Annotated in this window: 22 protein-coding genes; 13 read left to right on the plus strand and 9 right to left on the minus strand. The window is 58.2% G+C overall.

What is annotated here, in order from left to right; genetic code table 11:
* Nucleotides 1-6: 6 nt before the first annotated feature.
* The 3 genes from ACR0FB_RS13150 to ACR0FB_RS13160 all read right to left on the minus strand — a co-directional run bounded on the left by ACR0FB_RS13150 (nt 7) and on the right by ACR0FB_RS13160 (nt 3,155).
* Nucleotides 7-921: a carbohydrate ABC transporter permease gene (locus tag ACR0FB_RS13150; protein WP_171118044.1), complete on the minus strand. Its 915-nt coding sequence runs from the start codon at nt 919-921 to the stop codon at nt 7-9.
* A 63-nt stretch (nt 922-984) separates the two neighbouring features.
* On the minus strand, nt 985-2,235 hold the full coding sequence (locus ACR0FB_RS13155; RefSeq protein WP_480490992.1) for an ABC transporter substrate-binding protein: 1,251 nt from the start codon (nt 2,233-2,235) through the stop codon (nt 985-987).
* Complete coding sequence (locus tag ACR0FB_RS13160; RefSeq protein ID WP_171724575.1) at nt 2,232-3,155, minus strand: N-acetylmuramic acid 6-phosphate etherase; 924 nt, start codon at nt 3,153-3,155, stop codon at nt 2,232-2,234. The genes ACR0FB_RS13155 and ACR0FB_RS13160 overlap by 4 nt, the downstream gene beginning before the upstream one ends.
* 158 nt (nt 3,156-3,313) lie before the next feature.
* Here ACR0FB_RS13160 and ACR0FB_RS13165 point away from each other — a divergent pair, with 158 nt between their 5' ends.
* The 5 genes from ACR0FB_RS13165 (at nt 3,314) to ACR0FB_RS13185 (ending at nt 8,170) form a co-directional block, all read left to right on the plus strand.
* Entirely contained in the window at nt 3,314-4,201 is an 888-nt protein-coding gene (locus tag ACR0FB_RS13165) for a glucosamine kinase nucleotide-binding domain-containing protein (RefSeq protein ID WP_171724576.1), read from the plus strand.
* A complete protein-coding gene (locus ACR0FB_RS13170; protein WP_171636418.1) occupies nt 4,188-4,943 on the plus strand; it encodes a GntR family transcriptional regulator in 756 nt (251 codons plus the stop codon). Before ACR0FB_RS13165 ends, ACR0FB_RS13170 begins: the two co-directional genes overlap by 14 nt.
* A gap of 12 nt (nt 4,944-4,955) precedes the next feature.
* Nucleotides 4,956-5,984, plus strand: a complete 1,029-nt coding sequence (locus ACR0FB_RS13175; RefSeq protein ID WP_171724577.1) for an SIS domain-containing protein — start codon at nt 4,956-4,958, stop codon at nt 5,982-5,984.
* A complete protein-coding gene (gene nagA / locus ACR0FB_RS13180; protein WP_480621028.1) occupies nt 5,981-7,114 on the plus strand; it encodes an N-acetylglucosamine-6-phosphate deacetylase in 1,134 nt (377 codons plus the stop codon). Before ACR0FB_RS13175 ends, nagA begins: the two co-directional genes overlap by 4 nt.
* A 183-nt stretch (nt 7,115-7,297) precedes the next feature.
* Nucleotides 7,298-8,170: a bifunctional allantoicase/(S)-ureidoglycine aminohydrolase gene (locus tag ACR0FB_RS13185; protein WP_171724579.1), complete on the plus strand. Its 873-nt coding sequence runs from the start codon at nt 7,298-7,300 to the stop codon at nt 8,168-8,170.
* Here the strand turns inward: ACR0FB_RS13185 and bhcR are convergent.
* Nucleotides 8,148-8,996 carry an HTH-type transcriptional regulator BhcR gene (gene bhcR / locus ACR0FB_RS13190; protein WP_209835074.1) on the minus strand — a complete coding sequence of 283 codons (849 nt, stop codon included), beginning with the start codon at nt 8,994-8,996 and terminating at the stop codon, nt 8,148-8,150. The genes ACR0FB_RS13185 and bhcR overlap by 23 nt on opposite strands.
* Nucleotides 8,997-9,165: 169 nt before the next feature.
* Between bhcR and bhcA the strand changes: the two genes are divergently transcribed.
* The 4 genes from bhcA to bhcD all read left to right on the plus strand — a co-directional run bounded on the left by bhcA (nt 9,166) and on the right by bhcD (nt 13,597).
* Complete coding sequence (gene bhcA, locus ACR0FB_RS13195) at nt 9,166-10,356, plus strand: L-aspartate--glyoxylate aminotransferase BhcA (protein ID WP_171233267.1); 1,191 nt, start codon at nt 9,166-9,168, stop codon at nt 10,354-10,356.
* Nucleotides 10,356-11,324, plus strand: a complete 969-nt coding sequence (gene bhcB / locus ACR0FB_RS13200; RefSeq protein WP_209835075.1) for a beta-hydroxyaspartate dehydratase BhcB — start codon at nt 10,356-10,358, stop codon at nt 11,322-11,324. Before bhcA ends, bhcB begins: the two co-directional genes overlap by 1 nt.
* A 27-nt stretch (nt 11,325-11,351) precedes the next feature.
* Complete coding sequence (gene bhcC / locus ACR0FB_RS13205; protein WP_171724583.1) at nt 11,352-12,515, plus strand: 3-hydroxy-D-aspartate aldolase BhcC; 1,164 nt, start codon at nt 11,352-11,354, stop codon at nt 12,513-12,515.
* 116 nt (nt 12,516-12,631) lie between these two features.
* On the plus strand, nt 12,632-13,597 hold the full coding sequence (gene bhcD / locus ACR0FB_RS13210) for an iminosuccinate reductase BhcD (RefSeq protein ID WP_171724584.1): 966 nt from the start codon (nt 12,632-12,634) through the stop codon (nt 13,595-13,597).
* A gap of 166 nt (nt 13,598-13,763) precedes the next feature.
* Here bhcD and ACR0FB_RS13215 read toward each other — a convergent pair whose 3' ends face one another.
* From ACR0FB_RS13215 to puuE, 3 genes are read right to left on the minus strand one after another with little or no spacing between them, the layout of a single operon-like run.
* Entirely contained in the window at nt 13,764-15,188 is a 1,425-nt protein-coding gene (locus ACR0FB_RS13215; protein WP_480621025.1) for a uracil-xanthine permease family protein, read from the minus strand.
* 53 nt (nt 15,189-15,241) lie between these two features.
* A complete protein-coding gene (locus ACR0FB_RS13220; protein WP_480621023.1) occupies nt 15,242-15,727 on the minus strand; it encodes an ureidoglycolate lyase in 486 nt (161 codons plus the stop codon).
* Nucleotides 15,724-17,136: an allantoinase PuuE gene (gene puuE / locus ACR0FB_RS13225; RefSeq protein WP_371732265.1), complete on the minus strand. Its 1,413-nt coding sequence runs from the start codon at nt 17,134-17,136 to the stop codon at nt 15,724-15,726. The genes ACR0FB_RS13220 and puuE overlap by 4 nt, the downstream gene beginning before the upstream one ends.
* A 146-nt stretch (nt 17,137-17,282) precedes the next feature.
* Between puuE and uraH the strand changes: the two genes are divergently transcribed.
* Nucleotides 17,283-17,636 (plus strand): hydroxyisourate hydrolase, encoded by a 354-nt coding sequence (gene uraH, locus ACR0FB_RS13230; RefSeq protein ID WP_171724586.1) that lies wholly within the window; start codon nt 17,283-17,285, stop codon nt 17,634-17,636.
* 5 nt (nt 17,637-17,641) lie between these two features.
* On the opposite strand, the gene ACR0FB_RS13235 is transcribed toward uraH, so the two are convergent.
* The gene (locus ACR0FB_RS13235; RefSeq protein WP_171724587.1) at nt 17,642-18,562 is read right to left on the minus strand and encodes a LysR family transcriptional regulator; all 921 of its coding nucleotides are present in this window, start codon (nt 18,560-18,562) and stop codon (nt 17,642-17,644) included.
* A gap of 101 nt (nt 18,563-18,663) precedes the next feature.
* Here ACR0FB_RS13235 and ACR0FB_RS13240 point away from each other — a divergent pair, with 101 nt between their 5' ends.
* Nucleotides 18,664-19,896, plus strand: a complete 1,233-nt coding sequence (locus ACR0FB_RS13240; protein ID WP_480621021.1) for a urate hydroxylase PuuD — start codon at nt 18,664-18,666, stop codon at nt 19,894-19,896.
* A gap of 54 nt (nt 19,897-19,950) precedes the next feature.
* Here the strand turns inward: ACR0FB_RS13240 and ACR0FB_RS13245 are convergent, their stop codons facing one another.
* Nucleotides 19,951-20,853, minus strand: coding sequence for a LysR family transcriptional regulator (locus tag ACR0FB_RS13245; RefSeq protein WP_171724589.1), 903 nt, complete (start codon nt 20,851-20,853; stop codon nt 19,951-19,953).
* 155 nt (nt 20,854-21,008) lie between these two features.
* Between ACR0FB_RS13245 and xdhA the strand changes: the two genes are divergently transcribed.
* Nucleotides 21,009-22,472 (plus strand): xanthine dehydrogenase small subunit, encoded by a 1,464-nt coding sequence (xdhA, locus tag ACR0FB_RS13250; protein WP_480621019.1) that lies wholly within the window; start codon nt 21,009-21,011, stop codon nt 22,470-22,472.
* Between the two features lie 15 nt (nt 22,473-22,487).
* Complete coding sequence (xdhB, locus tag ACR0FB_RS13255) at nt 22,488-24,806, plus strand: xanthine dehydrogenase molybdopterin binding subunit (protein ID WP_480621017.1); 2,319 nt, start codon at nt 22,488-22,490, stop codon at nt 24,804-24,806.
* The last annotated feature ends 3 nt before the right edge of the window (nt 24,807-24,809 follow it).

Consider the following 24,809-nt stretch of genomic DNA (forward strand, 5'->3'; position numbering starts at 1 on the left):
GAGCCCTCACAGCTGATACCGGCGCATCCGGGTTTGGATGCCGAAAAGGTAAATGCAAACACCCACAAGGATGATGGCGAACATGGCGCCGGCAATGGCGGACCCCATATACGGATCACCCAGTTGCAGCTGGAAACCAAAGAACGTGCGGTACATGAAAGTGCCCAGGATGTCGGTCGAAAAATCCGGCCCCGCCAGCGCGCCCTGAGAGACATAGATCAGGTCAAACGCGTTAAAATTGCCCACGAATGTGAGGATCGAGATGATCCCGATCGAAGGCAGGATCAGCGGCAGTTTTATTTTCCAGAAAGCCGAAGCTCCGGTGATCCCGTCGATCTCTCCGGCTTCAAGAATTTCTTCGGGGATCGATAGAAGGGCCGCATAGATCAGCATCATCGGGATGCCGACAAATTGCCAGACCGAGACAAGCGCCAGAGTTGTCAGCGCGTATTCTTCCTTGCCCAGCCAGGGCGCGAACAGGGATTTCAAGCCAACCGCGTCCAGCATCGAGGGCGCAATCCCCCAAAGCGGAGACAGGATCAGTTTCCAGGCAAAACCCACGATCACGAAGCTCAGGATCGTGGGAATGAAAATGGCCGACCGGTACAGTGCGGCAAAGCGCAGCCTCGGGTGTGACAGGATCGCGGCCAAAGCGATGCCGATGGGGTTCTGCACCAGCATGTGGATCAGGAAGAACCAGAAGTTGTTGCCCAGCGCATTCCAGAATTGCTCGGACCAGAGCGGATCAAGGAACAAGGTTCGGAAATTCTCCAACCCCACATACACACGCGCCTGATCGACTTCGGTAAACAGCGCAAGGCGGAGCGTGTTGAACAAGGGCAGGATCATCACCGCCGTGTAAACCAGCACCGCAGGTGCAAGGAAAACGGCGATGTGCCAGCGTATGCGGCGGGTCTGCATGGGGATCTCCGGGGAAAAGGTGCCGGACGCGACGGGCCGCGTCCGGTGAGAGTGGTTCAGGTCTTACTGATGCGGTGCGTACCAGCTGGCCAGCCCGTCTTGCAGTTTCTTGCCCAAAGCCTCAGGGCTTTCGGTGCCCTTGATGGCTGCAACGGACGCACCCCAGGTCTCGTTTTCGAGGTTGGGCGTGCCACGTGACAGGATCTGATAGGTCGAACGGATGGTGCTCTCGCACTCATCCCGCCATCCGACGATTTCCTTGGCAAGGGGATCTTCCAGTTCAACCGGAGTATTGGACAGAGGGAAGAAACCGGGAACCGCATTGCCGAAAATGCTGGCGAATTCCGGGCTTGCGACCCAGGCCAGGAACGTGCGGGCAGCCTCCTGGTTTTCGCTGGCAGCGTTCAGACCGATGCCGATATCGGTATGGTCCGAGATATAGCAGGTGTCACCGGCATTTTGGACCGGCGGCTTGAAGGCGCCCATCTCAAAATCTGCCTGCGTGTTGAAACCTGCGATTTCCCAGCTGCCTGCCGGATAGATCGCAGCGCGGCCCAGCGTGAACAGGTTTTGGCTGTCGGGATAGGTCTGCGCCTCATACCCGTCGCCTAGATACGCGCCCCACTTGGCCAGTGTCGCATAAGGTGCAACCCACTGTGGGTCGGTCAGCTTCTGTTCACCCTTGATCAAGGCCAGACGGCCTTCTTCGCCCTTCCAGTAGTTTGGGCCGATGTTGTTATAGCCCATCGTTGCGGCTTCCCACTGGTCGTTGGTGCCCATTGCCATCGGAATATAGGTGCCGTCTTCCTTGATCTCGTCCAACACCTCAAAGAATTCTGCCTCGGTGGTCGGAACCTCCAGACCCAGTTCGTTGAACGCATCCTTGTTGTAGATAAAACCGTGGATCACCGATGCCATCGGAACACAAAAACTGGCCGACCCATCGTCTGTCTGCCACGCCGATTTGGCTACGTCCGAGAAATTGTCCATCGCATCCAAATCGGACAGGTCGGTCAGATGGCCCGCTTCGTACAGCGCCAGAGAAGCATCGAACGGGCGGCAGGTGATCAGATCACCGGCGGATCCGGCTTCCAGTTTCGAATTCAGAACCGCATTGTACTCCGCCGGGGCTGAAGGCGAGAAAACAACTTTGATACCTGGATTGGCCGCCTCGAAAGCAGGGATGATCTTTTCCTGCCAGAGAGCGAGGTCGTCGTTGCGCCAGCTTTCGATTGTCAGCGTGGCGTCTTGCGCATAGGCGCTTGTGACCAGCGCCGTGCTCATCAGAGCTAGGCTCAGAACTTTGCGTTTCATTTGGTTTCTCCCAGGTTGCTATGTTCGTTATTTTCATTCAGCCGGTTCATCGCATGACGCAGATGGCCATTCGTTTCAGCCAGTCGCTTTTGTGCATCCTCTGCCGATGCGGCACCTGCGGCGACAAGTGCCGCGCATTTCAGGTTCCCATCCGCGGCCCTCAGGGCATCATCAGCACGTTCCGGTGATACGCCGGTAAGCTGGCACACGATTCCGTTGGCGCGTGCGCGCAATTTGTCATTGTCCGCCCGCAGATTGATCATCATGCCGTCCTGAATATGCCCAAGCTCGATGGCCATCAGCGTCGACAACGTGTTGAGAGCTATTTTCTGCGCAGTGCCGGCCCCCATCCGGGTTGATCCCGAGATCAATTCCGGAGGGGTCGCAAGCAGAACGGCATGGTCCGCCAGTTGTAACAATTGCGAACCCGCGTTGTTTGCAATCCCGATCACGGGCGTCCCCCGGTCGCGCGCCAGTTTTGCGGCAGCGACGGTATAAGGCGTGGTGCCGCTGGCCGAGACCGCGATGAGCGTATCGTTGGCAACCATATCCGACACCTCTTGCGCCAGCCCATCAACAGCGTCCTCTACATCCCCCGGCATGTCTGCCGTGATCGGCATTCCACCCGCCATATGAATGCGGATCTGCTGCGACGGGATGGAAAAGGTTCCGCCAAGCTCAAGCGCGTCCGAGGCCGCCATGAGGCCGGAAGACCCCGCCGCAAGATATCGAAGCTTGCCGCCCGACCGGATCGTCTGGGCCATGGCCGTCGCCCCGCTGCAAATCGGGCCAAGCGCATCAAGCACTGCCGATGCCGCTGACACCTGCGACCGCGCCAGCAGGCCGGCTACTTCGGCCAGCGGACGGGTATCAAGCCCATGCGCATCCTGATGCAATTGTTCTGTCGCCGGCGTAATCAAGTGATTCTCCCCCAAGAACTCTCGATATCATACCTTTTAAATACCATTAGTCTACCATTTATTTTTTTCCATATTTTTGGCCGATATAGCACGAAATTCACCGCTTTGGTCGCAATTAGGACTTCAAAACACGTAAAAGGTATTATAAAGGTCTGTATATGGTAAAGTCATCAAAACCCATGTTCCTGGCCGCCGACGGGGGCGGAACGCGTTGCCGCGTCGCCGCTTTTGTTGATGGCAAAACACACAGAGTCGAAGTCGGCGCAGCAAACGTGTCCACGGATTTCGAGGCCGCCTGCATCGAGCTGCAGCGCGGTCTGGAAGCTCTGGCCGCTCAGGCGGGCCGTTCGCCCGAGGAGCTTGCGCAAGCGCCCGCCTATCTGGGCCTGGCCGGGATAACAGGTGACGCAATTGCCCGGAAACTTGCGACGGCATTGCCATTTCGGCACGTCCGGATCGAAGATGATCGCGCAGCAGCTTTGCGCGGCGCATTGGGGGCCATGGACGGGTTTGTCGCACATTGCGGTACCGGTTCTTTTGTCGCAATGCAAAGGGGTGGCACGATGAAGTTTGCCGGCGGGTGGGGCCCTGTTCTGGGCGATCAGGCTTCCGCGCAATGGGTTGGCAAACGGGCGCTGGCCAAGACGCTGGAGCACACGGACGGCACGGCCGGCCCTTCAGCATTGGCGCAGGATCTGCTGTCTCGATTTGGCGATGCCGCAGGAATTGTACGGGCCGCCGCTGACATGACGCCATCGGACTTTGGCGCCCTCGCCCCGCTTGTGACCGAGATTTCCAATCGCGGGGACGACTTGGCCAGATCCATCCTGCAGGACGGTGCGGGCTATCTGATCGACGTGATGAAGAAAATGGGCTGGAACGTTGGCCTGCCCGTTTGTCTGACCGGCGGAATTGGCCCCCTTTACGCGCCCTACCTGCCTGCGAACATGCAATCTGCTCTGGTCCAGCCCGCAGGCGATCCACTGTCCGGCGCACTTGCATTGGCACAGGCGTATCTGGAGGAAATCGAACATGAACATAGCTGATTTCCTGCGGCCCGAAGGATGGTTGGGGCACAGCTCGGGCCCGCGCTATGTACAACTCCGTCAACGCCTTGAACAAGGGATCAAGGACGGCATCCTGCCTCCCAACAGTTCGCTGCCCCCTGAAAGAGAAATCGCCGAGATCACCGACCTGTCCCGTGTGACCGTACGCAAGGCGATTCATGAGCTGGTGCGCAAAGGTGCAATCGAGCAAAGACAGGGGTCTGGGTCGTTTGTTCGCGAACCCGTAGCGAAGGTTGAACAATCGCTGTCCCATCTGACATCGTTCACCGAAGACATGGAGCGGCGCGGGCTCAAGACGACCTCCACATGGCTGGAGCGCGGGGTTTTCCTGCCATCCCCGGAAGAAATGATGGCATTGGGCTTGTCGGCAAATGAACAGGTCGCGCGTATCTACCGCCTGCGAGAGGCAGGAGGACGTCCGATGGCGTTGGAAAAAGCGGCCCTTCCGCTCGATATCCTGCCGAACCCCACCGACGTGACGGGGTCGCTTTACTCTGTTCTTGAACAATCTGGTCTGCGACCGGTGCGCGCGATCCAGAAAATCTCGGCCATCAACCTCGAACCGCCCGAGGCAGAGCTTCTGGATGTTGCGGAAGGTACGGCCGGGCTTCGGATTCAACGCACCTCATATCTGCAAAGCGGGCGGGTCGCTGAATTGACCCGCTCGATCTACCGCGGTGACGCCTATGACTTTGTGGCCGAACTGCGCCTGTCAAATTGAAAGCCTGGGAAAATGCCTGACACAACCACTCAGATGCGGCGCGAGATCGATGAGATTCCCGACGCCGTAGACCGCCTTCTGACCGAGGGCGCGGAATTGATCGCGCAAACCGCCGACGAGATCCGGGCCCGCGACCCGCGGTTCCTGATCTCGGTGGCGCGCGGATCCTCGGATCATGCGTGCAGCTTTCTGAAATACGCCTCGGAACTGCTGCTTGGATTGCCGATGGCTTCGGTCGGACCGTCGGTGAAATCCATCTACGGGGTCGACATGCGCTGCGAGGATGCAATCTGCATCTCTGTCTCACAATCCGGTCAGAGCCCGGATATCGTGCAGCTAACGCAGTCGCTCACATCCGGCGGGGCTTACTCGGTCGCGATCACGAACAACCCTGCCTCTGCCCTGGCCGAGGCGGCTGCGGCAACGCTGCCCATTCACGCGGGCCCCGAACTGAGCGTGGCGGCGACAAAGACATTCGTGACGTCTCTGGTCGCCGGGCTGTGGCTGATTGCGCAGGTGAAGCGCGAAGATCACCTGTTGCGCGCAATCCATGGGCTGCCGGACAGTTTGTCGACCGCAATCGCCTGCGACTGGAGCGCCGTGGCGGACGCGGTGGATGGGCGTTCTTTGTTTACCTTGGGCCGGGGCCTGTCTTTGGCAATCTCCAACGAAGCCGCGTTGAAATTCAAGGAAACCTGCCAGATCCACGCAGAAAGCTATTCGGCGGCCGAGGTTCTGCACGGCCCGGTTTCCATCGTGGATCAGGGCTTTCCCGTGCTTGCCCTGTCGTCCGGAGATGCAGCAGAGGACAATCTGGCCGAAGTTGCGGACGCACTGGCGTCCAAAGGCGCTGTGGTTTTCGCCACAACCGGCCGCGTTAAACACGCCACGGAACTGCCCCATGTCCGGACGTCGCATTGGATGACGGACCCGATACCGACAATCGCTGCGTTTTATGGAATGGTGGAGAAGGTGGCCACACAACGCGGGATCGACCCGGACACACCGCGCCATCTGAAAAAAGTGACGGAAACGGTATGACCCCCTCTACTGTTACCTTTGCGGGCGGCCCGATCTTCGATGGCACTGAATTGCGTGAAGGATATGCCGCACGGTTCAGAAACGGCGTGCTGGATGCGTTGCTACCTGAGGCCCAGATCGCACAGGATGACCAGATCGAGGATCTGCATGGCGACATCCTCAGCCCCGGCTATGCGGACTTGCAGGTCAACGGCGGCGGTGGCGTGATGTTCAACGACGATCCATCGGTTCACACGCTGACTCAAATCACCAGCGCTCATCGCGCGCTGGGTGCCACTCGCATCCTGCCAACCCTTATCACGGACACGGCCGAGAAAACCCGGGCCGCGATTGATGCCGCCATCAAGGCCGTTCAGACGGGTGTTCCCGGCATTGCGGGCCTGCATCTGGAAGGTCCGCACCTGTCTGTGCGACGCAAGGGCGCACATGATGCCGCCCTGATCCGCCCGATGCAGCAAACCGATCTGGAAATTCTGATCGACGCTGCAAAACACCTGCCTGCATTGATGGTCACGCTGGCACCTGAAAGCACAACCCCGCAACAGGTTGAAGAGTTGAAACGCGCGGGGGTCATCGTTTCTCTGGGGCATACGGACGCGCCTTTTGAAACCTGCCAGGCGTTTTCAAGGGCCGGGGCGCAGTGCGCAACGCATCTGTTCAATGCAATGAGCCAGCTCGGCAGTCGTGAACCGGGACTGGTCGGCGCGGCGCTATCCTGCGGATCGCTATCGGCGGGCTTGATCGCGGATGGCATCCACGTTCATCCCGATACGATGCGGATTGCCTGGGCCGCCAAACGCGGACCAGGGCGGATTTTCCTTGTCAGCGATGCGATGGCGGTCGCCGGAACGTCACTGACCGAGTTTCAGTTGGAAGGACGCCGGATCCGGCGGGAAAACGGCAGGCTGACTTTGGAGGACGGCACTCTGGCCGGGGCAGACTTGTGCCTGACAAAAGCGGTGCGGGTTCTGACGGAACAAGCTGGGATCCCCGTTCAGGATGCACTCGCCGCAGCGACAAGCGTTCCGCTTGGGGTGATTTCCGGTAAAAGCACAGGACTGAAACCTAACCTGTCGCAGATGATACGGATTGCCCCGGATCTGTCCGGGGTCAGACCGGTGCAACCCTGACCCAATCCTTGTTGGTCCGACCGGCTGCGCAGCGCACGCATGATGCCAATGCTGCGCGCGCTTAACGACGGCCAAATTCTGATTTTTCAAATCTTCACGAATAGAGCTGTCAACTTTTTGCGGGTGGTCCGCACCGATCCTACGGCGCATATTTCAGGCATATGACATTTTTCAGGAGCATGCATGACCGCCAAGTATTATTCTCCACACGGTGGGCACCCTGGTCAGGAGCAATTGCTGACTGACCGCGCCGTATTTACTGACGCTTATGCAGTGATCCCAAAGGGAACGATGCGGGATATCGTGACCAGTTTTCTGCCGTTTTGGGACGACACCCGCTTATGGGTGATATCCCGCCCGCTAAGCGGCTTTGCCGAAACCTTTTCGCAATACATCATGGAGGTTCAGCCCGGCGGTGGCTCTGACCGTCCTGAGACCGATCCCGAAGCCGAAGGCGTTTTGTTCGTGGTCGAAGGCACAGCGACCTTGACGGCCGACGGCACGACCCATGAGCTGACGCCCGGCGGCTATGCCTACCTGCCCGCTGAATGCAACTGGACCTTACGAAACCGAGGCGGTGAGACCCTGCGCTTCCATTGGATTCGAAAGGCTTATGAAGCGGTGGAAGGGCTTGACCGCCCGGACGTTCTGGTTCTCAACGAAAATGAGATCACGCCGACGCCGATGCCCGGAACCGACGGCAAATGGGCCACGACGCGCTTTGTCGATCCAAGTGACCTGCGGCACGATATGCACGTGACCGTGGTGACTTTCGAGCCCGGCGCCGTCATTCCTTTCCTTGAAACACATGTGATGGAACATGGTCTGTATGTTCTTGAGGGAAAGGCCGTCTACAGGCTGAACAATGATTGGGTAGAGGTCGAGGCCGGCGATTACATGTGGTTGCGCGCGTTCTGCCCGCAGGCCTGTTATGCGGGCGGACCGGGTAAGTTCCGTTACCTGCTGTACAAAGACGTGAACCGTCATATGGCCCTGCGGCCGGGACCAGCGGCTTATCCGCAGCACCGGAGCCTCAAGACAGCGGCGCAGAAATAGTCCCGCCGATGGCCAAAGTTAACTGACGCGCCGCCTCGATGACGGGGCGGCTTAGGCGCGCGATTTCGGCTTCGCTGACGCGGCTTGTCGGTCCGGATACCGAAATCCCGGCTACAGCCTCTCGGTTGATATCGAAAACCGGCGCAGCGATACATCGCATACCCGCGTTTTTTTCTTCGTTGTCTATCGAGAAGCCCTGTGCCCTGACCATGGCAAGATCTTCTTTCAGCGCGGCCGGGCTGGTAATCGACCGGTCCGTGAAGGCCCACAGTTCCGTCTTGGCCAACAGCCGGTCCAGCCGATCTTCATCCATATATGCCAACAAAGCTTTCCCGATGCCCGATGCGTGCATCGGAGACAGCGTGCCCGGTGGGAAAAACGCCCGGATGCTGGCATGGGTTTCAACCTGGCTCAGGAACAACACCATTCCTTCTTTTTCGACCCCCAGGTTTGCGGTCTCGCCGGTGGCCTCCATCAGCTTTCGCATCACGGGTCGGGCCCGGTCCACAAGGCTGGTGCGACGCAGGAAGCGCGAGCCGATTACGAATGCACGAGGACCGATGTGCCAGACCTGCTCGTCATGATCGAACTCGACAAGTCCCCTCCCCTCTAGTGTAACGAGAATTCGGTAAACTGTGGCGGGCGACTGGCCCATTTCGTCGGATAGCGCGGTTAACGCCTTGCCCTGCGCTTCACTCAAATACTCAAAAACTTCCATCGCACGGTCGAGAGATTTGATCGTGTTTTGCGCTGTCTTGTCGTCCCATCCTCGTGGTCTTCCACGGGCTTTTCTGCGGACTTCGCGAGTATTGTCTTGAGAATCCATAAAAACCATTTGATCATTCGTGAAAGACTAATTCATGATATGAAAAATATAAGGCTCTGACAATTATAAATTAAATTCAAAACGTGGTGTTTTGAAAGGCTTTTTCAAAAATATATCGGGCAGAGCGGCTAGAACTTATTGTGTGGTCAACGACGGAAGGAGACCACCCATGAGCTTTCAAAATCCCGTTTTCATTCCGGGCCCGACCAATATCCCCGAAAGCCTGCGCAAGGCTTGCGACATGCCCACGATCGACCACCGCTCGCCGCTGTTCGGGCAGATTCTGCACCCAGCCCGCGCGGGTGTGCAAAAAATTCTGAAAAGCGACAGCGCCGAAATCTTCATCTTCCCGTCGACCGGAACCGGAGGCTGGGAGACCGCGCTGACCAACACCCTGTCCGCCGGTGACAAGGTTCTGGCGGCGCGCAACGGCATGTTCAGCCATCGCTGGATCGATATGTGCCAGCGCCACGGTCTGAATGTCGAGATTGTCGAAACCTCTTGGGGCGAAGGGCTGCCAGCCGATCGTTACGAAGAGATTCTGACCGCCGACACAAGCCACGAAATCAAGGCTGTTCTTGCCACGCATAACGAAACGGCAACCGGTGTGAAATCGGATATTGCCGCTGTACGCAAGGCTCTGAATGCTGCCGGGCACCCCGCAATGCTGTTCGTCGATGGTGTTTCATCGATCGGATCCATGGATTTCCGTTTTGACGAATGGGGCGTTGATGTGGCCGTCACGGGTTCGCAGAAAGGGTTCATGTTGCCTGCGGGCCTTGCCATCGTCGGGTTTAGCCAGCGGGCAATGGACGCGACCAGCACAGGGACCCTGCCCCGCACCTTCTTTGACGTGCACGACATGGCGAAAGGCTATGCCAACAGCGCATACCCTTACACACCTGCGGTTGGCTTGATGAATGGCCTCAATCAGGCCTGTAACATGCTGCTGGGTGAAGGTTTGGAAAACGTCTTTGCCCGGCATCACCGTATTGCCGAAGGCGTACGCGCCGCCGTGGGCGCCTGGGGGCTGGACCTGTGCGCGGCGAACCCTTCGGTTTATTCTGACACCGTCAGCGCGATCCGTACGCCAAACGGTTTCAACGCCACCGATATTGTCACGCACGCGGCCGAAAAATACGGCGTTGCCTTCGGTGTCGGTCTTGGCGAAGTCGCGGGCAAGGTATTCCGCATCGGGCATCTGGGAAGCCTGACGGATGTCATGGCCCTGTCCGGGATTGCCACCGCTGAAATGTGCATGGTCGACCTGGGCCTGAACATCCAGTTGGGCTCGGGCGTGGCGGCTGCGCAGGAATACTATCGCGGTCATTCGGGCGCCATTCAAAAGGACGCCGCGTGATGAAGGATTGCAACATGAATATCCCTACCTACGAGGACATGCTGGCGGCACATGATCGGATTGAACCTTTCATCCGCCGCACACCGGTCCGCACATCAGACTATCTGAACGAGCTATCCGGTGCACAGCTGTTCTTCAAATGTGAAAACTTTCAGGAACCGGGCGCCTTCAAGGTTCGCGGCGCTGCAAACGCCGTGTTTGGCCTTGACGACGAACAGGCCAGGAAAGGCGTCGCAACCCATTCTTCGGGCAACCACGCCTCGTGCCTGTCCTATGCGGCAATGAAGCGGGGCATACCGTGCAACGTCGTCATGCCGCGCACAGCGCCACAGGCAAAGAAAGACACGGTGCGGCGCTATGGTGGGAAGATCACGGAATGTGAGCCCTCCACCTCGTCGCGCGAAGCAACCTTTGCCGAGGTTCAGGCCGCAACGGGCGGGGATTTCGTCCATCCCTACAACGATCCGCGCGTGATTGCCGGGCAAGGCACCTGTTCGCGCGAGTTCATCGAGCAGACCGATGGTCTGGATGCGGTTGTCGCACCTATCGGCGGCGGCGGCATGGTGTCCGGCACCTGTCTGACACTTTCGACGCTCGCCCCGGAAACCGCGATCATCGCGGCGGAACCGGAGCAGGCCGACGATGCCTATCGCAGCTTCAAGGCCGGCCACATCATCGCGGATGACGCACCCAAGACGATCGCCGACGGGCTGCTGGTGCCGCTGAAAGAGTTGACCTGGCATTTCGTGTCGAACCACGTATCCGAGATTTACACGGCATCAGAGCAAGAGATCATCGACGCGATGAAGCTGACGTGGAAACACCTTCGGATCGTGATGGAGCCATCTTCGGCCGTTCCGCTGGCCACGATCCTGAAGAACCCGGACGCATTCAAAGGCAAGCGTGTCGGCCTGATCATAACCGGGGGTAATGTCGATCTGGACAGGCTGCCCTGGCTGAACGCGTGACATCAATCCCGACATAGGAATACGGAAATGAAAGATATGACCAATCTCGACGAATTCGAAGTAGGCTTTGACATTCCGGCCAAGCCCGGAATGGATGAAGAAGATATCCAGACCCCCTCTCTTGTGCTGGATCTCGACGCGCTTGAACGCAACATCAAGAAGATGGGCGACTATGCCAAGGCGCACGGCATGCGCCACCGCGTGCATGGAAAAATGCACAAATCGGTAGACGTGGCCAAGTTGCAGGAGAAGATCGGAGGCGCCGTAGGCGTCTGCTGCCAGAAAGTTTCAGAGGCCGAAGTGTTCGTGCGCGGTGGCATCAAGGACGTTCTGGTGTCGAACCAGGTGCGTGACCCTGCCAAGATCGACCGTCTTGCCAGCCTGCCAAAGCTGGGCAGCCGCATTATCGTCTGTGTCGATGATCTGGACAATGTCGCGGATCTTTCAGGCGCGGCGGTGGATCACGGAACACAGTTGGAGGTCTTCGTCGAAATCGACTGCGGCGCTGGCCGGTGCGGTGTGACGACAACATCCGACGTGATCGAAATCGCCAAAGCGGTCGAAGCAGCCGAGAACCTGAAATTCACCGGCATTCAGGCCTATCAGGGGGCCATGCAGCACCTCGACAGCTATGAGGCGCGCAAGGAAAAGCTCGACACCGCAATTGCGATGGTAAGGGACGCGGTTGAAGGCCTCAAAGCCGAAGGCATCGAGTGCGAATTGGTCTCGGGCGGTGGCACCGGTTCATACTACTTCGAGTCCAACTCGGGCGTGTACAACGAACTGCAATGCGGGTCCTACGCCTTCATGGATGCCGATTACGGCCGTATCCTGGACAAGGACGGCAACCGGATCGATCAGGGCGAGTGGGAAAACGCCTTCTTCATCCTGACCAGCGTCATGAGCCACGCCAAGGCGGACAAGGCGATCGTCGATGCGGGCCTCAAGGCGCAATCGGTGGACAGCGGTCTGCCCGTTATCTTCGGCCGAGATGATGTCGAGTACATCAAATGTTCGGACGAACACGGCGTCGTCATGGACCCGAACGGTGTGCTGAAGGTCAACGACAAGCTCAGGCTGGTTCCGGGGCACTGCGACCCAACCGCAAATGTACATGATTGGTATGTCGGCGTTCGCAACGGCAAGGTCGAGACCGTCTGGCCCGTATCCGCCCGCGGACGCGCTTATTGATCCGCACTTGCCGTGTTTGGGAGGGCTGGCTCGGAAGCAGCCAGACAGCCGCCCGCGTGTATGCTCTCCTTCCGGCGGTGGCACGCGGGCGCACGAATGTTTGATTGGAGAATGAAATGCTGATCGTACCCGAGCGTGAGATCGCTGACCTTATGACCCGACAAGCGGCTTTTGACGCGGTCGAACAGGTCTTTGCCGCAATGGCGTCCGGCGACGCCTACAACTTCGCTGTCGTGCGTGAAGCCATCGGGCACGAAGATGCACTGTACGGCTTCAAAGGGGGGTTTGACCGCGCCGGCCTGACGCTGGGACTGAAGGCGGGCGGCTATTGGCCGAACAATCTGGAAAAACGCGGGCTGATCAACCACCAGTCCACCGTTTTTCTTTTCGACCCCGACACCGGCAAGCCATCTGCGATGGTCGGTGGGAACCTTCTGACGGCCCTTCGAACGGCGGCAGCATCATCGGTATCGATCAAGCATCTCGCACGCAGGGACGCCAAGGTCATAGGCATGATGGGCGCTGGCCACCAGGCAGCCTTTCAGCTTCGCGCGGCTTTGGAGCAGCGCGCCTTTGAAAAGATCATTGGCTGGAACTACCACCCCGAAATGCTGCCGAATATCGAGAAGGTCGCCAATGAAGCCGGCGTTCCGTTCCAGGCGGTCGAGCTTGACGAAATGACTGAGGCGGATGTGATCATTTCGATCACTTCGGCCTTTGCGCCCTCGCTGATGGCAAACCATGTAAGCCCCGGAACTCATATCGCCTGCATGGGCACGGACACCAAAGGAAAACAGGAAGTCGAAGCCGCCCTTCTGGCCAGGGCCAGCGTGTTCACGGACGAAGTCGCGCAATCCGTCAGCATCGGCGAAGCGCAGCACGCGGTGGCCGAAGGCCTGATCCAGGAAAGCGACGTGGCGCAGCTTGGCGCGGTCATCAACGGCACCGATCCGGGCCGGATATCGGACAATCAGATCACGCTGTTCGATGGCACGGGTGTGGGCCTTCAAGATCTTGCGGTCGCCGCGTCCGTGGTTGACCTCGCCGTTCGGAAAGGGGTCGCGATCGAGGTCGATTTCTGAAGCCAGACGGCGTCACCTTCTTGGGCATTGTCTCGGCGGTCCTTTTGGGCGAAGAGCTTTTGACAGCAGATCTCCATTCAATGGTGACCAAACAATGAAACGCGGCGCGCCTAGGCGCGCCGCTTCATGTTTTTTCCAGAACGATCAGTGTATCACGCCGAACGCATCAGACGTGGTCGTCTTGCTCGATGGACCCAAGACCATGTCCGGCCATACCGCCCGAGACCTCTTCCGTCGCTTCGTCGGAAAGTTCTTCGGGAAGCACCAGATTCAATACAATGGCGATGACGGCGGCGGGCAGGATTCCTGATGTCGCCAGAACCTTCAATGTGCCGGGCAAGTATTGCAACGCGTTGGGTTCCAGCTGCAAACCCAGTCCAAGGCTTAGGGCGATTGCAAAAATCACCATGTTGCGCCGGTTCCAGTTCACGTCCGACAGCATCGAAACCCCTGCGGCAACAACCATGCCGAACATCACGATCACGCCGCCGCCAAGAACCTCAATCGGAATGGACGAGATTATCGCCCCGATCTTTGGAATAAGCCCGCAAATGATCAGGAAAACCGCGCCGATGGTCACGACCATGCGGCTCATGACTCCGGTCATGGCAATCAACCCGACATTCTGGCTGAACGACGTGTTCGGCAGCGCCCCAAACAGACCAGAGATCGCAGTACCAAGACCATCAGCATAGGTCGCGCCCTGTGTTTCCTTGTCGGTAGCTTCTCGGCCAGCGCCCCCCTTGGTGATACCGGATACGTCCCCAACGGTTTCAACGGCGGAAACAAAGGACATTGCACAGAAACCGATGATGGCCGCGACCGAAAATTCAAGGCCAAAATGCAAGGGGTTCGGCAGTGCAAAGGATGCCGCGTTGCCGACGTTGCCCAGATTCACCTGGCCAAGCAGGAAGGCCACGGCGTATCCGACCAGCAGTCCGATGAGAACCGCCGACACCGACAACATGCCCCGGGCAAAGAATTTCAGGCCAAGCGTGACCACGATTACGGTTCCTGCCATGAACCAGTTCAGACCCGAGCCATATTCCTCGGTGCCTATGGCGGGTACACCGCCGGCGGCATATTGAATGCCGACTTTGACAAGGGCCAGGCCGATCATGGTCACCACAAGGCCTGTAACCAGCGGCGGAAGAGCAAAGCGAATGCGCCCTATGAACAGCCCGAGGCAGGCGTGGAACAAGCCACCGACAACGACCCCGCCCATCAGGACGGCAATTGCGTCAACGCCCTTGCCAACCACCAGTGGAATCATGATCGGGATAAAGGCAAACGATGTTCCCTGTACGATCGGCAGCCGGGCACCGACCGGGCCTATGCCAACAGATTGAAACAACGTGGCGACGCCCGCGAAGAACATCGACATCTGGATCATGTAGATCATCTGCGGGAAATCGGGGCTGTTCGAGCCAAAGCCGAAACCGGCCGCGCCACAAACGATAATGGCTGGCGTGACGTTGGACACGAACATCGCCAGCACATGCTGAATTCCAAGCGGCACCGCCTTAAGCAGCGGCGGAGTATAATTCGGATCGCGGAGTTGTTCCGGCGATCCGATGGATGCATCTGACATTTGGTCTTTCCTCCCTTGAGGTTCGCAGCCGGCTCCTCTTCCGGCAACGCGCCTCATTCTGTGATTTCAAACGCCTCCTCGAACCAATGCTCTTCGAGGTTGGGCCCGGCTCCAATTCGGTCGACCACCGCAAAAAGTCCGGGCGCATGAAGCGGGGTCAGAACGCCATGCCAAGTGTTGCGATGATAATTCACTCCCTGTCCGGGCGCTGTTTTGAAGGCGATGGGCCGACCGGGTTTTCCGTTTTCATCCGGGGCCACAACCACGACAAATGGTTTCTCCGACAAAGGCAAAAAGGCTTGGCTGCCATCCGGATGGCGTTCAACCATTTCCAACTTGATCGGCAGGCTGAAGGCTTCGGACTGAAACACACTGATACCCGCGCGCCCATCGTGGAAATCCAACACGGCCCGGTCGTGATAGCGGGCGCATCTGCCCTGATTTATAAGCTTGTCCACCCGGCCAGCCGCCTCGATGATATCGCCAAATGGTGCAAATGCCTCTGACGTCAAGGGACGGAGTTTCAAGCCAGCCGTCATTGCGCGAACTTCTCGATCAGACGCAATTCGGCAATGCGCTCGACCTGACGGCAGGCTTCGGCAAATTCGCTGTCGCGGTCATTGTCGATGCGACGGCGAAAGGCTTCCAGAATGCTGGCCTTGGTGTTGTCTTTGACGGCAATGATGAAAGGAAAGCCGAACTTGGTCGTGTAGGCTTCGTTCAACGCCGTGAACGTTGCGCGTTCTTCATCGGTCAGCATGTCCAGACCCGCACCGGCCTGTTCCGCGGTGCTTTCCTTGGTCAGGCGGCCGGCGGCGGCCAGCTTGCCAGCCAGGTCCGGGTGGGCTGTCAGAACGCCAAGGCGCTGCTCGGGCGAGGCGGAACGGAACACACGCGCCAGCGCGTTGTGGACACCAGCGGCATTGTCATGCGTCGGGCCCATTTCCAGTTCATACGCACCTTCGGCAATCCACGGGCTGTGCTCGAACACGCCGCCGAATTCCGACACAAAGGTTGGTCGATCCATTTTGGACGGGGTCAGACATTGCACCGGCGGGTGTTCAATGGCCCAGTGTTCGGCAATCTGCTCGCGCGTTGCGAACCAGACACCTTCGTGTTTCCTGAAATAATCAAGTGCGCGTTTTAGCGCCATGGCGCGACCGGGGCGACCGATCAGACGGCAGTGCAACCCAATCGAGAGCATCTTGGCCGCGCCCGCCTCACCCTCGGAATAGAGCATGTCAAAGCTGTCTTTCAGATAGCTTTCAAACTGTTCCCCATTGGTGAACCCCGCCTGAATTGCAAAGCGCATATCGTTGCAGTCCAGTGTATAGGGCATGATCAGTTGATCCTTGCCCCCTGCCTTGATCCAGTATGGCAGATCGTCGGCGTAGCTGTCGGCGATATAGGCAAAGTCGCCTTCCTGAGCGGCCAATTCGACCGTATTCATCGAACAGCGGCCCGTATACCAACCACGGGGCGGCTGACCTGTAACCTCTGTGTGCAGGCGGATTGCTTCGCGGATCTGGGAACGTTCTTCTTCTGCGCCCATGTTCTTGTGTTCAATCCACTTCAAACCGTGGCTGGCGATCTCCCACCCGGCATGCTTCATCGCCGCAACCTGTGCAGGTGCACGTGCCAAAGCGGTTGCAACACCGTAGACGGTGACAGGCAGATCCTGCAAAAGGCGATGCACGCGCCAGAACCCCGCGCGGCTGCCGTATTCATAGATCGATTCCATGTTCCAATGCCGTTGCCCCGGCCAAGGGGCGGCGCCGGTGATCTCGGACAGAAACGCTTCGGATGCGGCATCGCCGTGCAGAACGTTGTTTTCACCGCCCTCTTCGTAATTCAGCACGATCTGAATGGCGATTTTGGCGTCGTTCGGCCAGTTTGCTTTGGGAACTTGCCCACCGTAACCGGTCATGTCTCGTGGATAAGGCTTCACATCGGTTTCCTTCTTCTTGAATTGATCAATACCCCAGATAATCAAAGATGTTTTTCAAAAAATGCAGAAAGCAGCTTCCCACAGACTGCCTTTGCTCCTGGATGCGAAAACAGACTAGTAACTGTATAACTTGAGGAGTAGCGCAAATGACCGGTTACCTTACAACACATGTTCTGGATACGGCCCGGGGGTGCCCCGCCGAAGGATTGAAAATCGAACTGTTCCGCATTGAAGGTGCAGACCACCAGTTGCTGAAAACTCTGTTCACCAATGACGACGGCAGGACCAACGAACAAATTCTGCCCGAAGCAGAGTTTTCAACAGGTGACTACGAACTTGTCTTCCATGCCGGGGATTACCTTGATGCCTGCGGCACACCACCTGAAAACCCGCGCTTTCTGAACGTCATCCCGATCCGGTTTGGAATGTCCGAACATTCGCATTACCACGTGCCTCTGCTGCTTTCGCCCTTCGGGTACTCGACCTATCGCGGCAGCTGAGCGACCTACCGGGCCGTATTTGCCGCCGCAATCGACGACCCGATGCGTTCGATTATGAATTCCATGAAAAGCCGCGTTTTGGGGTCCTGCATACGGCGGTGCGTAAACAGACATGCCATCTGAATCGGTTCTGGCGGCGTCTTTTCCGCCACCGGAACCAATGTCCCGGCCTTGAGATGTTGAGCGATCTCAAAAATCGGCTTCAACGCGATACCATGTCCGCCAAGGGCCCAGTCTGTCAGCACGTCGCCATCGTCTGACTCGTAGCGCCCGGAAACCCGGAACCGTTTTGGCCCCGTATCGGTCCTCAAAAGCCATTGAAACTCGGTCGCGCCCGGGAACCGCAAATTGAGACATTCGTGCTCATCAGCGATCAACGCGTCCCCGCTTTCGGGCATCCCGCGCCTTTTGATGTATTTCGGGGATGCACAAAGCACTCTTTCGACATCCGCGATCTTGCGAATACGCAGGTTGCTGTCCTCTGGCTGACCAAGAAAAAATGCCAGGTCCAGACCTTCGGTTGTCAGATCAACCTTTCGGTCGGTCAGCCTTAACCGGACGTTCACCTCGGGGTACTCGGCAAGAAACTTCGGGACCTGCGGCGCAATCAACCGACGCCCGACTCCCAACGGCGCCGCGACATAGAGTGACCCTTTCAGGTTTTCGGTCAGATTGACGATCTGGGCTTCGGCACTTTCGACCGCTTCAAGGATCTCTGCCGCGCCGCGATAGAAAGATTTTCCCTGCTCGGTGGGCGTCAGGCTGCGTGTCGTGCGTTGGAACAAACGCACGCCAAGATGCTCTTCCAGTTGCGATATACGCGCCGACGTGACGGCTGGCGAAACCCTCAGATCACGGCCCGCGGCGGACATGCTGCCCAATTCATAGACCCGGACAAAGGTTCTGATGTTATCAAGGTAGGACATTTTTTTGCATTTTTTGATACTGCTTGGTCTTTACCAGCAATACCAGAACAAAACACACTCGCATAGAGTAACCGGAAGCAAAGAATCTTAGGAGCAAAGCCATGTATGACTTGGCCGTAATGTGGGAGTGGATCGCCTTTTCCGTTCGCTGGCTGCATGTGATCACCGCGATGGCGTGGATTGGGGCGTCATTCTACTTTATCGCGCTGGACCTCATGCTAAAGCCGAACCCTGCCCTGCCGGACGGGGCCTACGGCGAAGAATGGGAAGTACATGGCGGCGGCTTCTACCACACTGTCAAATACCTGGTTGCGCCCTCGCGCATGCCCGAGCACCTGACCTGGCACAAATGGCAGAGTTACACGACCTGGCTGTCTGGTGCGGCGTTGCTCATGATCATATACTGGGTTGGTGGCGAGCTGTTCCTGCTTGATCCAACCAAAGTGGACCTTGCGCTGTGGCAGGGGATTCTGATTTCCGGCGGATCGCTGACCATTGGTTGGCTTCTCTACGATCAGATGTGCAAATCCAAGCTGAGCGATCACCCCACCGCTCTGATGTTGCTGTTGTTCGTGATCCTGGTGATCATGTCCTGGGGTTACAACCAGATCTTCACCGGTCGTGCTGCGCTTTTGCATCTTGGCGCCTTCACTGCAACGATCATGACGGCCAACGTGTTCTTTCAGATCATGCCGAACCAACGGATCGTGGTCGAAGACCTCAAGGCCGGTCGGACGCCTGATGCCAAATACGGCAAGATCGCCAAGGTACGATCCACGCATAACAACTATCTGACTTTGCCGGTCGTGTTCCTGATGTTGTCGAACCACTATCCACTTGCTTTCGGCACCGAGTATTCCTGGATCATCGCCAGCCTGATCTTTCTGACGGGCGTCACCATCCGTCACTATTTCAACACGATGCACGCAACTGGGAAAGGCCCGCACTGGACCTGGGGCGTGACGGTTCTGCTAATGGTCGTGATCGCTTGGCTGTCTTCGGTGAGAAACACCGAGACATGGGAAGACGCCGAAGCGCGCGAGCTGACACTATACGAGCAGAAATATGCGTCCGCCGCGGGCTTCGAAGATGCCTATGACACGGTCTTGGGCAATTGCTCGATGTGCCACGCCCGCGAGCCGGTGTACGGCACCATGAAATGGGCCCCGAAGAAAGTTTACCTTGAGACACCCGGAGATGTGGCCCGACATGCTGACCAGATCTATCTGCAAGCCGGGATCAGCCACGCAATGCCGCCACCATCGGCAGTGCAAATGGATGAAGAGGCACGCCAAACCATCATCGCATGGGTGCGTGAAGTCAGAAACCATTAGGCGCCTGCGCGCGAAACCATGACAGCGAACCGGGCCGTGATGCCCGGTTTTTCTTTATGCGAAAAAGCGTTTGCTGTGCTGTGCGATATGTTCGACGAACAGGCGCACCTTGGGATCTTGCAGCTTTTTGTGCGGATAAAGACACCCGAAAATCGTTGGCAAGGGGGGCGTCTCGGGCAGGACCTCGACCAGCCGTCCATCCTCGAGAAACTCCCGCACGTCAAAGCGCGGCTTGTTGACGATCCCACGACCGGACAAGGCCCAGTCGGTCAGAACATCACCATCGTCTGCGTCGTATTTGCCGCCAACTTCAAGCTTTCGCGGCCCCATGTCAGTGCGAAGAGTCCAATAGTATTCCGGAGACCTAGGATAACGCAGCAACAGGCAGTTATGGGGCATGTGCAACAAATCATCCGGTGTTTTGGGCGTCCCAAACCGCGACAGGTAATCGGGCGAAGCGCACAGAACACGATCACAATCCGCGAACTTCCGCAGTTTCATGGTTGAATCGCCAGGCTCTCCAATGAAAAAGGCGATGTCCAGACCGTCAGCCAGAATGTCCACCTTGCGATCGGACAGGCGCATGCGAATCTCTGTTTCCGGGTAACGATCCGAGAATTCCGGCACCAGAGGCGCAACGATTCTGCGCCCGACACCCAAAGGCGCGGTGATGCGGATCGCCCCCCGCGGCGCGTCGGAAAAGCTGGCGACACGCGCTTCGGCGTGATCAAGCGCCAGCAGGACCGCCTTGGCTTCATCGTAGAAAACCGTCCCCACTTCGGTTGGGGTCATCGATCGGGTGGTTCGGTTGAACAGCCGCACACCCAGATGGTTTTCAAGCTCTTTCAACCGTTTGCTGGCCACCGCCGGGGTCAACCGAAGATCTCGCCCGCCAGAGGTGATGCTGCCCAGCTCCATCACGCGGACAAAAACACGCAGACTTTCGATGTAAGACATTGGATCCTCCCAGCAGCGAAAGAATGCGGTATAGCCCCATCTTTTTCAACGATCTGTTGAAAGTATTTGCCATTTGCAGCGATTTTCCATCTCAATCTTTGCTCCTATGGTTCCACTGACCACCCTCCGGAAGGCAGGGGCAGAGGGAGAATTCCATGACGCATCGCACCAACATCCAATTTGTCCTCAATGGCAAGGATGTCTCCGTCCCAGACGTGTCGGCAGGCCAGACACTTCTTGATTTCCTGCGCCTGGAACGCCGACTGACAGGAACGAAGGAAGGCTGCGCCGAAGGCGACTGCGGCGCGTGCACCGTGCTTGTCGGACGGCTTGGGCGCTCGGGCCTGCGCTATGCTCCGGTCAATGCCTGTATCCGGTTTCTTGCCTCTGTAGACGGCTGTCATGTCGTGACGGTTGAACATCTGTCTGGGCCTCAAGGCCGGCTGCACCCGGTTCAACAAGCCATGGTCGATCACCATGGCAGCCAGTGCGGGTTCTGCACACCGGGCTTCGTCATGGCCCTTTATGCGCTTTGGATGCAAACTCCGGAACCGACCGAAGTACAGGTTGAAACCGCATTGCAGGGCAACCTGTGCCGCTGCACCGGGTATGAGCCGATCATCCGAGCGGCCATTGCCGTCAGCCGCTACGGCACCCCGTCATCTGATCATCTGAACACCGAACGCGAAACCATGACCGCGCGTCTGGCGGCCCTGAAGGACGGGCGGCGCGTGGTCTCCGGACCCGAAAACAACCTGAGCATTCTGCCATCCAGCGTCGATGATCTTGCCGAATGCCTGCAAGCTTATCCAAACGCCACGATCGTGGCCGGAGCCACCGATGTGGGCCTGTGGGTGACCAAGTTCCTGCGCGGCATTGGCCCCGCCATTTTCACCGGTCATCTCGAAGACCTGAAAACAGTCGAAAGACAGGGGTCTCTCCTCCTGATCGGTGCCGGCGCCAGCTACACCGATTGCCAGGACCTTCTGTCTGAACACCTGCCACACCTGTCCTCCTACTGGGATCGCATCGCAGGGTGGCAGGTGCGGAATATGGGAACCGTAGGTGGGAATATCGCCAACGGCTCACCCATCGGGGACACGCCGCCGGTTCTCATCGCGCTCGGCGCGGAAATCACTCTGCGGCGCGGTTCCGAACGCCGAACCCTGCCTCTGGCTGACTTCTTCATCGACTACGGCAAGCAAGACCGCCAACCCGATGAATTTGTCGCAAGCATCCGCGTGCCTCTGCCCGGACCCAACGATCTGGACGCTGCATACAAGATTTCCAAGCGGCGTGACGAGGACATCTCTTCCGTCGCTGCGGGTATCCACATGACGATCACAGACGGCACCATCAGCAATGCGCGCATTGCATTCGGCGGCATGGCCGCCACGCCCAAGCGTGCGGCTGCGGCCGAGGCGGCGCTGAACGGTCAACCCTGGGCGCGCGACAGCTTTGAAGCCGCCGCCGAGGCGCTGGCACAGGATTTCTCACCTCTGACCGATTGGCGTGCATCGTCTGACTACCGGATGCTGACCAGCCAAAACTTGCTGCGTCGGTTCTTCCTCGAAAATGACGCCAAAACCGACACTCCCGTTCAACTGGCTTGCGCCTAATCAGGAGACGAGAAAATGAAAGATAACGTTTCCATCATCGGATCAGCCTACACCAACGTCAAACATGACAGTGCTATCAAGCATGTCACCGGGCGGGCCGACTACACCGACGATATTGCTCAGCCAGAAGGCACGCTGCACGCGTATCTCGGGGTCTCTGACGTCGCGCACGCCAAGCTTTTGGACATCGATTTCACCGACGTTCTGGCCACGCCCGGCGTTGTCGGTGTGCTGACCGCAGACGATGTGCCGGGGGCCAATGATATCAGCCCGACACATCTGAACGATGAACCGGTTTTCCCGACCGATGCCATTCAGTTTCATGGGCAGCCTTTGTTTGCCGTTGTTGCCGAAACCCGCGAAATCGCGCGCCGGGCCGCAGAACTGGCAAAGATCAACTACGAAACCCTGCCTCACGCGCTGGACCCGATTGCCGCGCAGGAAGCCGGATATCCGCATGTCACAGCCCCCCTCAAGCTGGAACGCGGCGACGTCGCCCCGGCGCAGACTGCGGCACCAAACCGGATCAAAGGCCGCATGAATGTTGGCGGTCAGGACCACATGTACCTCGAAGGTCACATCGCCTTTGCCATTCCGGGTGAAGACGATGATGTGGTCGTACATTGCTCCACCCAGCACCCGTCCGAAGCGCAGCATATGGTGGCGCATGTCCTTGGGGTACCGTCCAACGCCGTTGTGGTTAACGTTCGCCGCATGGGCGGCGGATTTGGCGGCAAGGAAAGCCAGATGAACCTGTTCTGCGCGGTTGCCGCCGTGGCCGCCAAAAAGTGGAACCGCGCCGTGAAAATCCGCCCTGACCGGGATCAGGACATGACGGCAACCGGTAAGCGCCATGATTTTGTGATCGATTACGACGTCGCCTTTGACGATGATGGCCGCATTAAAGCAGTCGAAGGCAGCTTTGCCGCGCGTTGCGGATTCTCGGCAGACCTGTCGGGACCTGTCACCGACCGGGCGCTGTTTCACGCGGACAACGCCTATTTCTATCCGAACGTCCGTCTGAACAGTCATCCAATGAAAACCAACACGGTGTCGAATACCGCGTTTCGAGGATTTGGCGGCCCGCAGGGTGTGATCGCGGCGGAACGGATGATTGAAGAAATCGCCTATGCCACGGGGCAGGATCCGTTGGATGTGCGCAAGGCCAATTTCTATGGCACCACGGACCGCAACGTGACTCCGTATCACCAAGAAGTCGAAGACTGCATTCTCGACCGGCTGATCGGAGAGTTGGAAGAGACATCGGAATACCGCCAGCGCCGTCAGGACATAATTGAATTCAACAAGACATCGCCAATCCTGAAAAAAGGCATCGCGCTGACACCGGTCAAGTTCGGCATTTCCTTTACCGCGACCTGGTACAATCAGGCCGGTGCGCTGGTGCATGTCTATAACGACGGGTCGATCCACCTGAACCACGGTGGCACCGAAATGGGCCAGGGTCTGAACACCAAGGTTGCTCAGGTCGTGGCCGAGGCCTTCCAAGTCGATTTCAACCGGATCAAGATCACCAGGACGACAACTGAAAAAGTTCCCAACACCTCGGCCACTGCGGCGTCCAGCGGGACCGACCTGAATGGCATGGCAGCGTTGAACGCGGTCGAACAGATCAAGGAACGTCTGGTGAAGTTCGCAGCCGAGACCTGGAACGTCTCGCCAGAGGAAGTGTCCTTCCACGCCAATCAGGTGCATATCGGCCAAGACGTTCTGGCCTTCGATGCATTCATCAAACAGGCCTATCTGGCGCGCGTACAGCTTTCGGCGGCAGGGTTCTACAAGACACCAAAAATCCACTGGGACCGGGCCAAGGGGCAAGGCCGCCCGTTCTATTACTTCGCCTATGGCGCGTCCTGTTCAGAAGTCACGATTGACACACTGACCGGTGAATACCGCGTGGATCGCACGGATGTTCTGCATGACGTCGGGCGTTCGTTGAACCCAATGTTGGACAAAGGTCAGGTCGAAGGCGCCTTTATCCAAGGCATGGGATGGCTGACCACTGAAGAGCTTTGGTGGGACGATACCGGCCGCCTGCGTACCCATGCCCCGTCGACATACAAGATCCCGCTGGCGTCAGACCGCCCGCGCATCTTCAACGTGAACCTTGCCGATTGGTCGGAAAACCGCGAGCTGACCATCAAACGCTCCAAGGCCGTCGGCGAGCCGCCGTTCATGCTGGGCATTTCGGTGTTTGAGGCCTTGTCGATGGCCGTAGCCTCTGTAGCTGACTACCGCGAATGTCCGCGCCTTGACGCGCCAGCCACCCCCGAACGTGTGCTAATGGCAGTTGCGCGGCTGCAAGCGGGGCCCTGAGCC

The organism is Ruegeria sp. P10 (genome assembly GCF_056534925.1).

Coding starts and splice junctions, on each gene's coding strand:
- ACR0FB_RS13150 (WP_171118044.1), bottom strand. CDS start 921: ATGCAGACCCGCCGCATACGCTGGCACATCGCCGTTTTCCTTGCACCT.
- ACR0FB_RS13155 (WP_480490992.1), bottom strand. CDS start 2,235: ATGAAACGCAAAGTTCTGAGCCTAGCTCTGATGAGCACGGCGCTGGTC.
- ACR0FB_RS13165 (WP_171724576.1), top strand. CDS start 3,314: ATGGTAAAGTCATCAAAACCCATGTTCCTGGCCGCCGACGGGGGCGGA.
- ACR0FB_RS13170 (WP_171636418.1), top strand. CDS start 4,188: ATGAACATAGCTGATTTCCTGCGGCCCGAAGGATGGTTGGGGCACAGC.
- ACR0FB_RS13175 (WP_171724577.1), top strand. CDS start 4,956: ATGCCTGACACAACCACTCAGATGCGGCGCGAGATCGATGAGATTCCC.
- nagA (WP_480621028.1), top strand. CDS start 5,981: ATGACCCCCTCTACTGTTACCTTTGCGGGCGGCCCGATCTTCGATGGC.
- ACR0FB_RS13185 (WP_171724579.1), top strand. CDS start 7,298: ATGACCGCCAAGTATTATTCTCCACACGGTGGGCACCCTGGTCAGGAG.
- bhcR (WP_209835074.1), bottom strand. CDS start 8,996: ATGGATTCTCAAGACAATACTCGCGAAGTCCGCAGAAAAGCCCGTGGA.
- bhcA (WP_171233267.1), top strand. CDS start 9,166: ATGAGCTTTCAAAATCCCGTTTTCATTCCGGGCCCGACCAATATCCCC.
- bhcB (WP_209835075.1), top strand. CDS start 10,356: ATGAAGGATTGCAACATGAATATCCCTACCTACGAGGACATGCTGGCG.
- bhcC (WP_171724583.1), top strand. CDS start 11,352: ATGAAAGATATGACCAATCTCGACGAATTCGAAGTAGGCTTTGACATT.
- bhcD (WP_171724584.1), top strand. CDS start 12,632: ATGCTGATCGTACCCGAGCGTGAGATCGCTGACCTTATGACCCGACAA.
- ACR0FB_RS13215 (WP_480621025.1), bottom strand. CDS start 15,188: ATGTCAGATGCATCCATCGGATCGCCGGAACAACTCCGCGATCCGAAT.
- ACR0FB_RS13220 (WP_480621023.1), bottom strand. CDS start 15,727: ATGACGGCTGGCTTGAAACTCCGTCCCTTGACGTCAGAGGCATTTGCA.
- uraH (WP_171724586.1), top strand. CDS start 17,283: ATGACCGGTTACCTTACAACACATGTTCTGGATACGGCCCGGGGGTGC.
- ACR0FB_RS13235 (WP_171724587.1), bottom strand. CDS start 18,562: ATGTCCTACCTTGATAACATCAGAACCTTTGTCCGGGTCTATGAATTG.
- ACR0FB_RS13240 (WP_480621021.1), top strand. CDS start 18,664: ATGTATGACTTGGCCGTAATGTGGGAGTGGATCGCCTTTTCCGTTCGC.
- ACR0FB_RS13245 (WP_171724589.1), bottom strand. CDS start 20,853: ATGTCTTACATCGAAAGTCTGCGTGTTTTTGTCCGCGTGATGGAGCTG.
- xdhA (WP_480621019.1), top strand. CDS start 21,009: ATGACGCATCGCACCAACATCCAATTTGTCCTCAATGGCAAGGATGTC.
- xdhB (WP_480621017.1), top strand. CDS start 22,488: ATGAAAGATAACGTTTCCATCATCGGATCAGCCTACACCAACGTCAAA.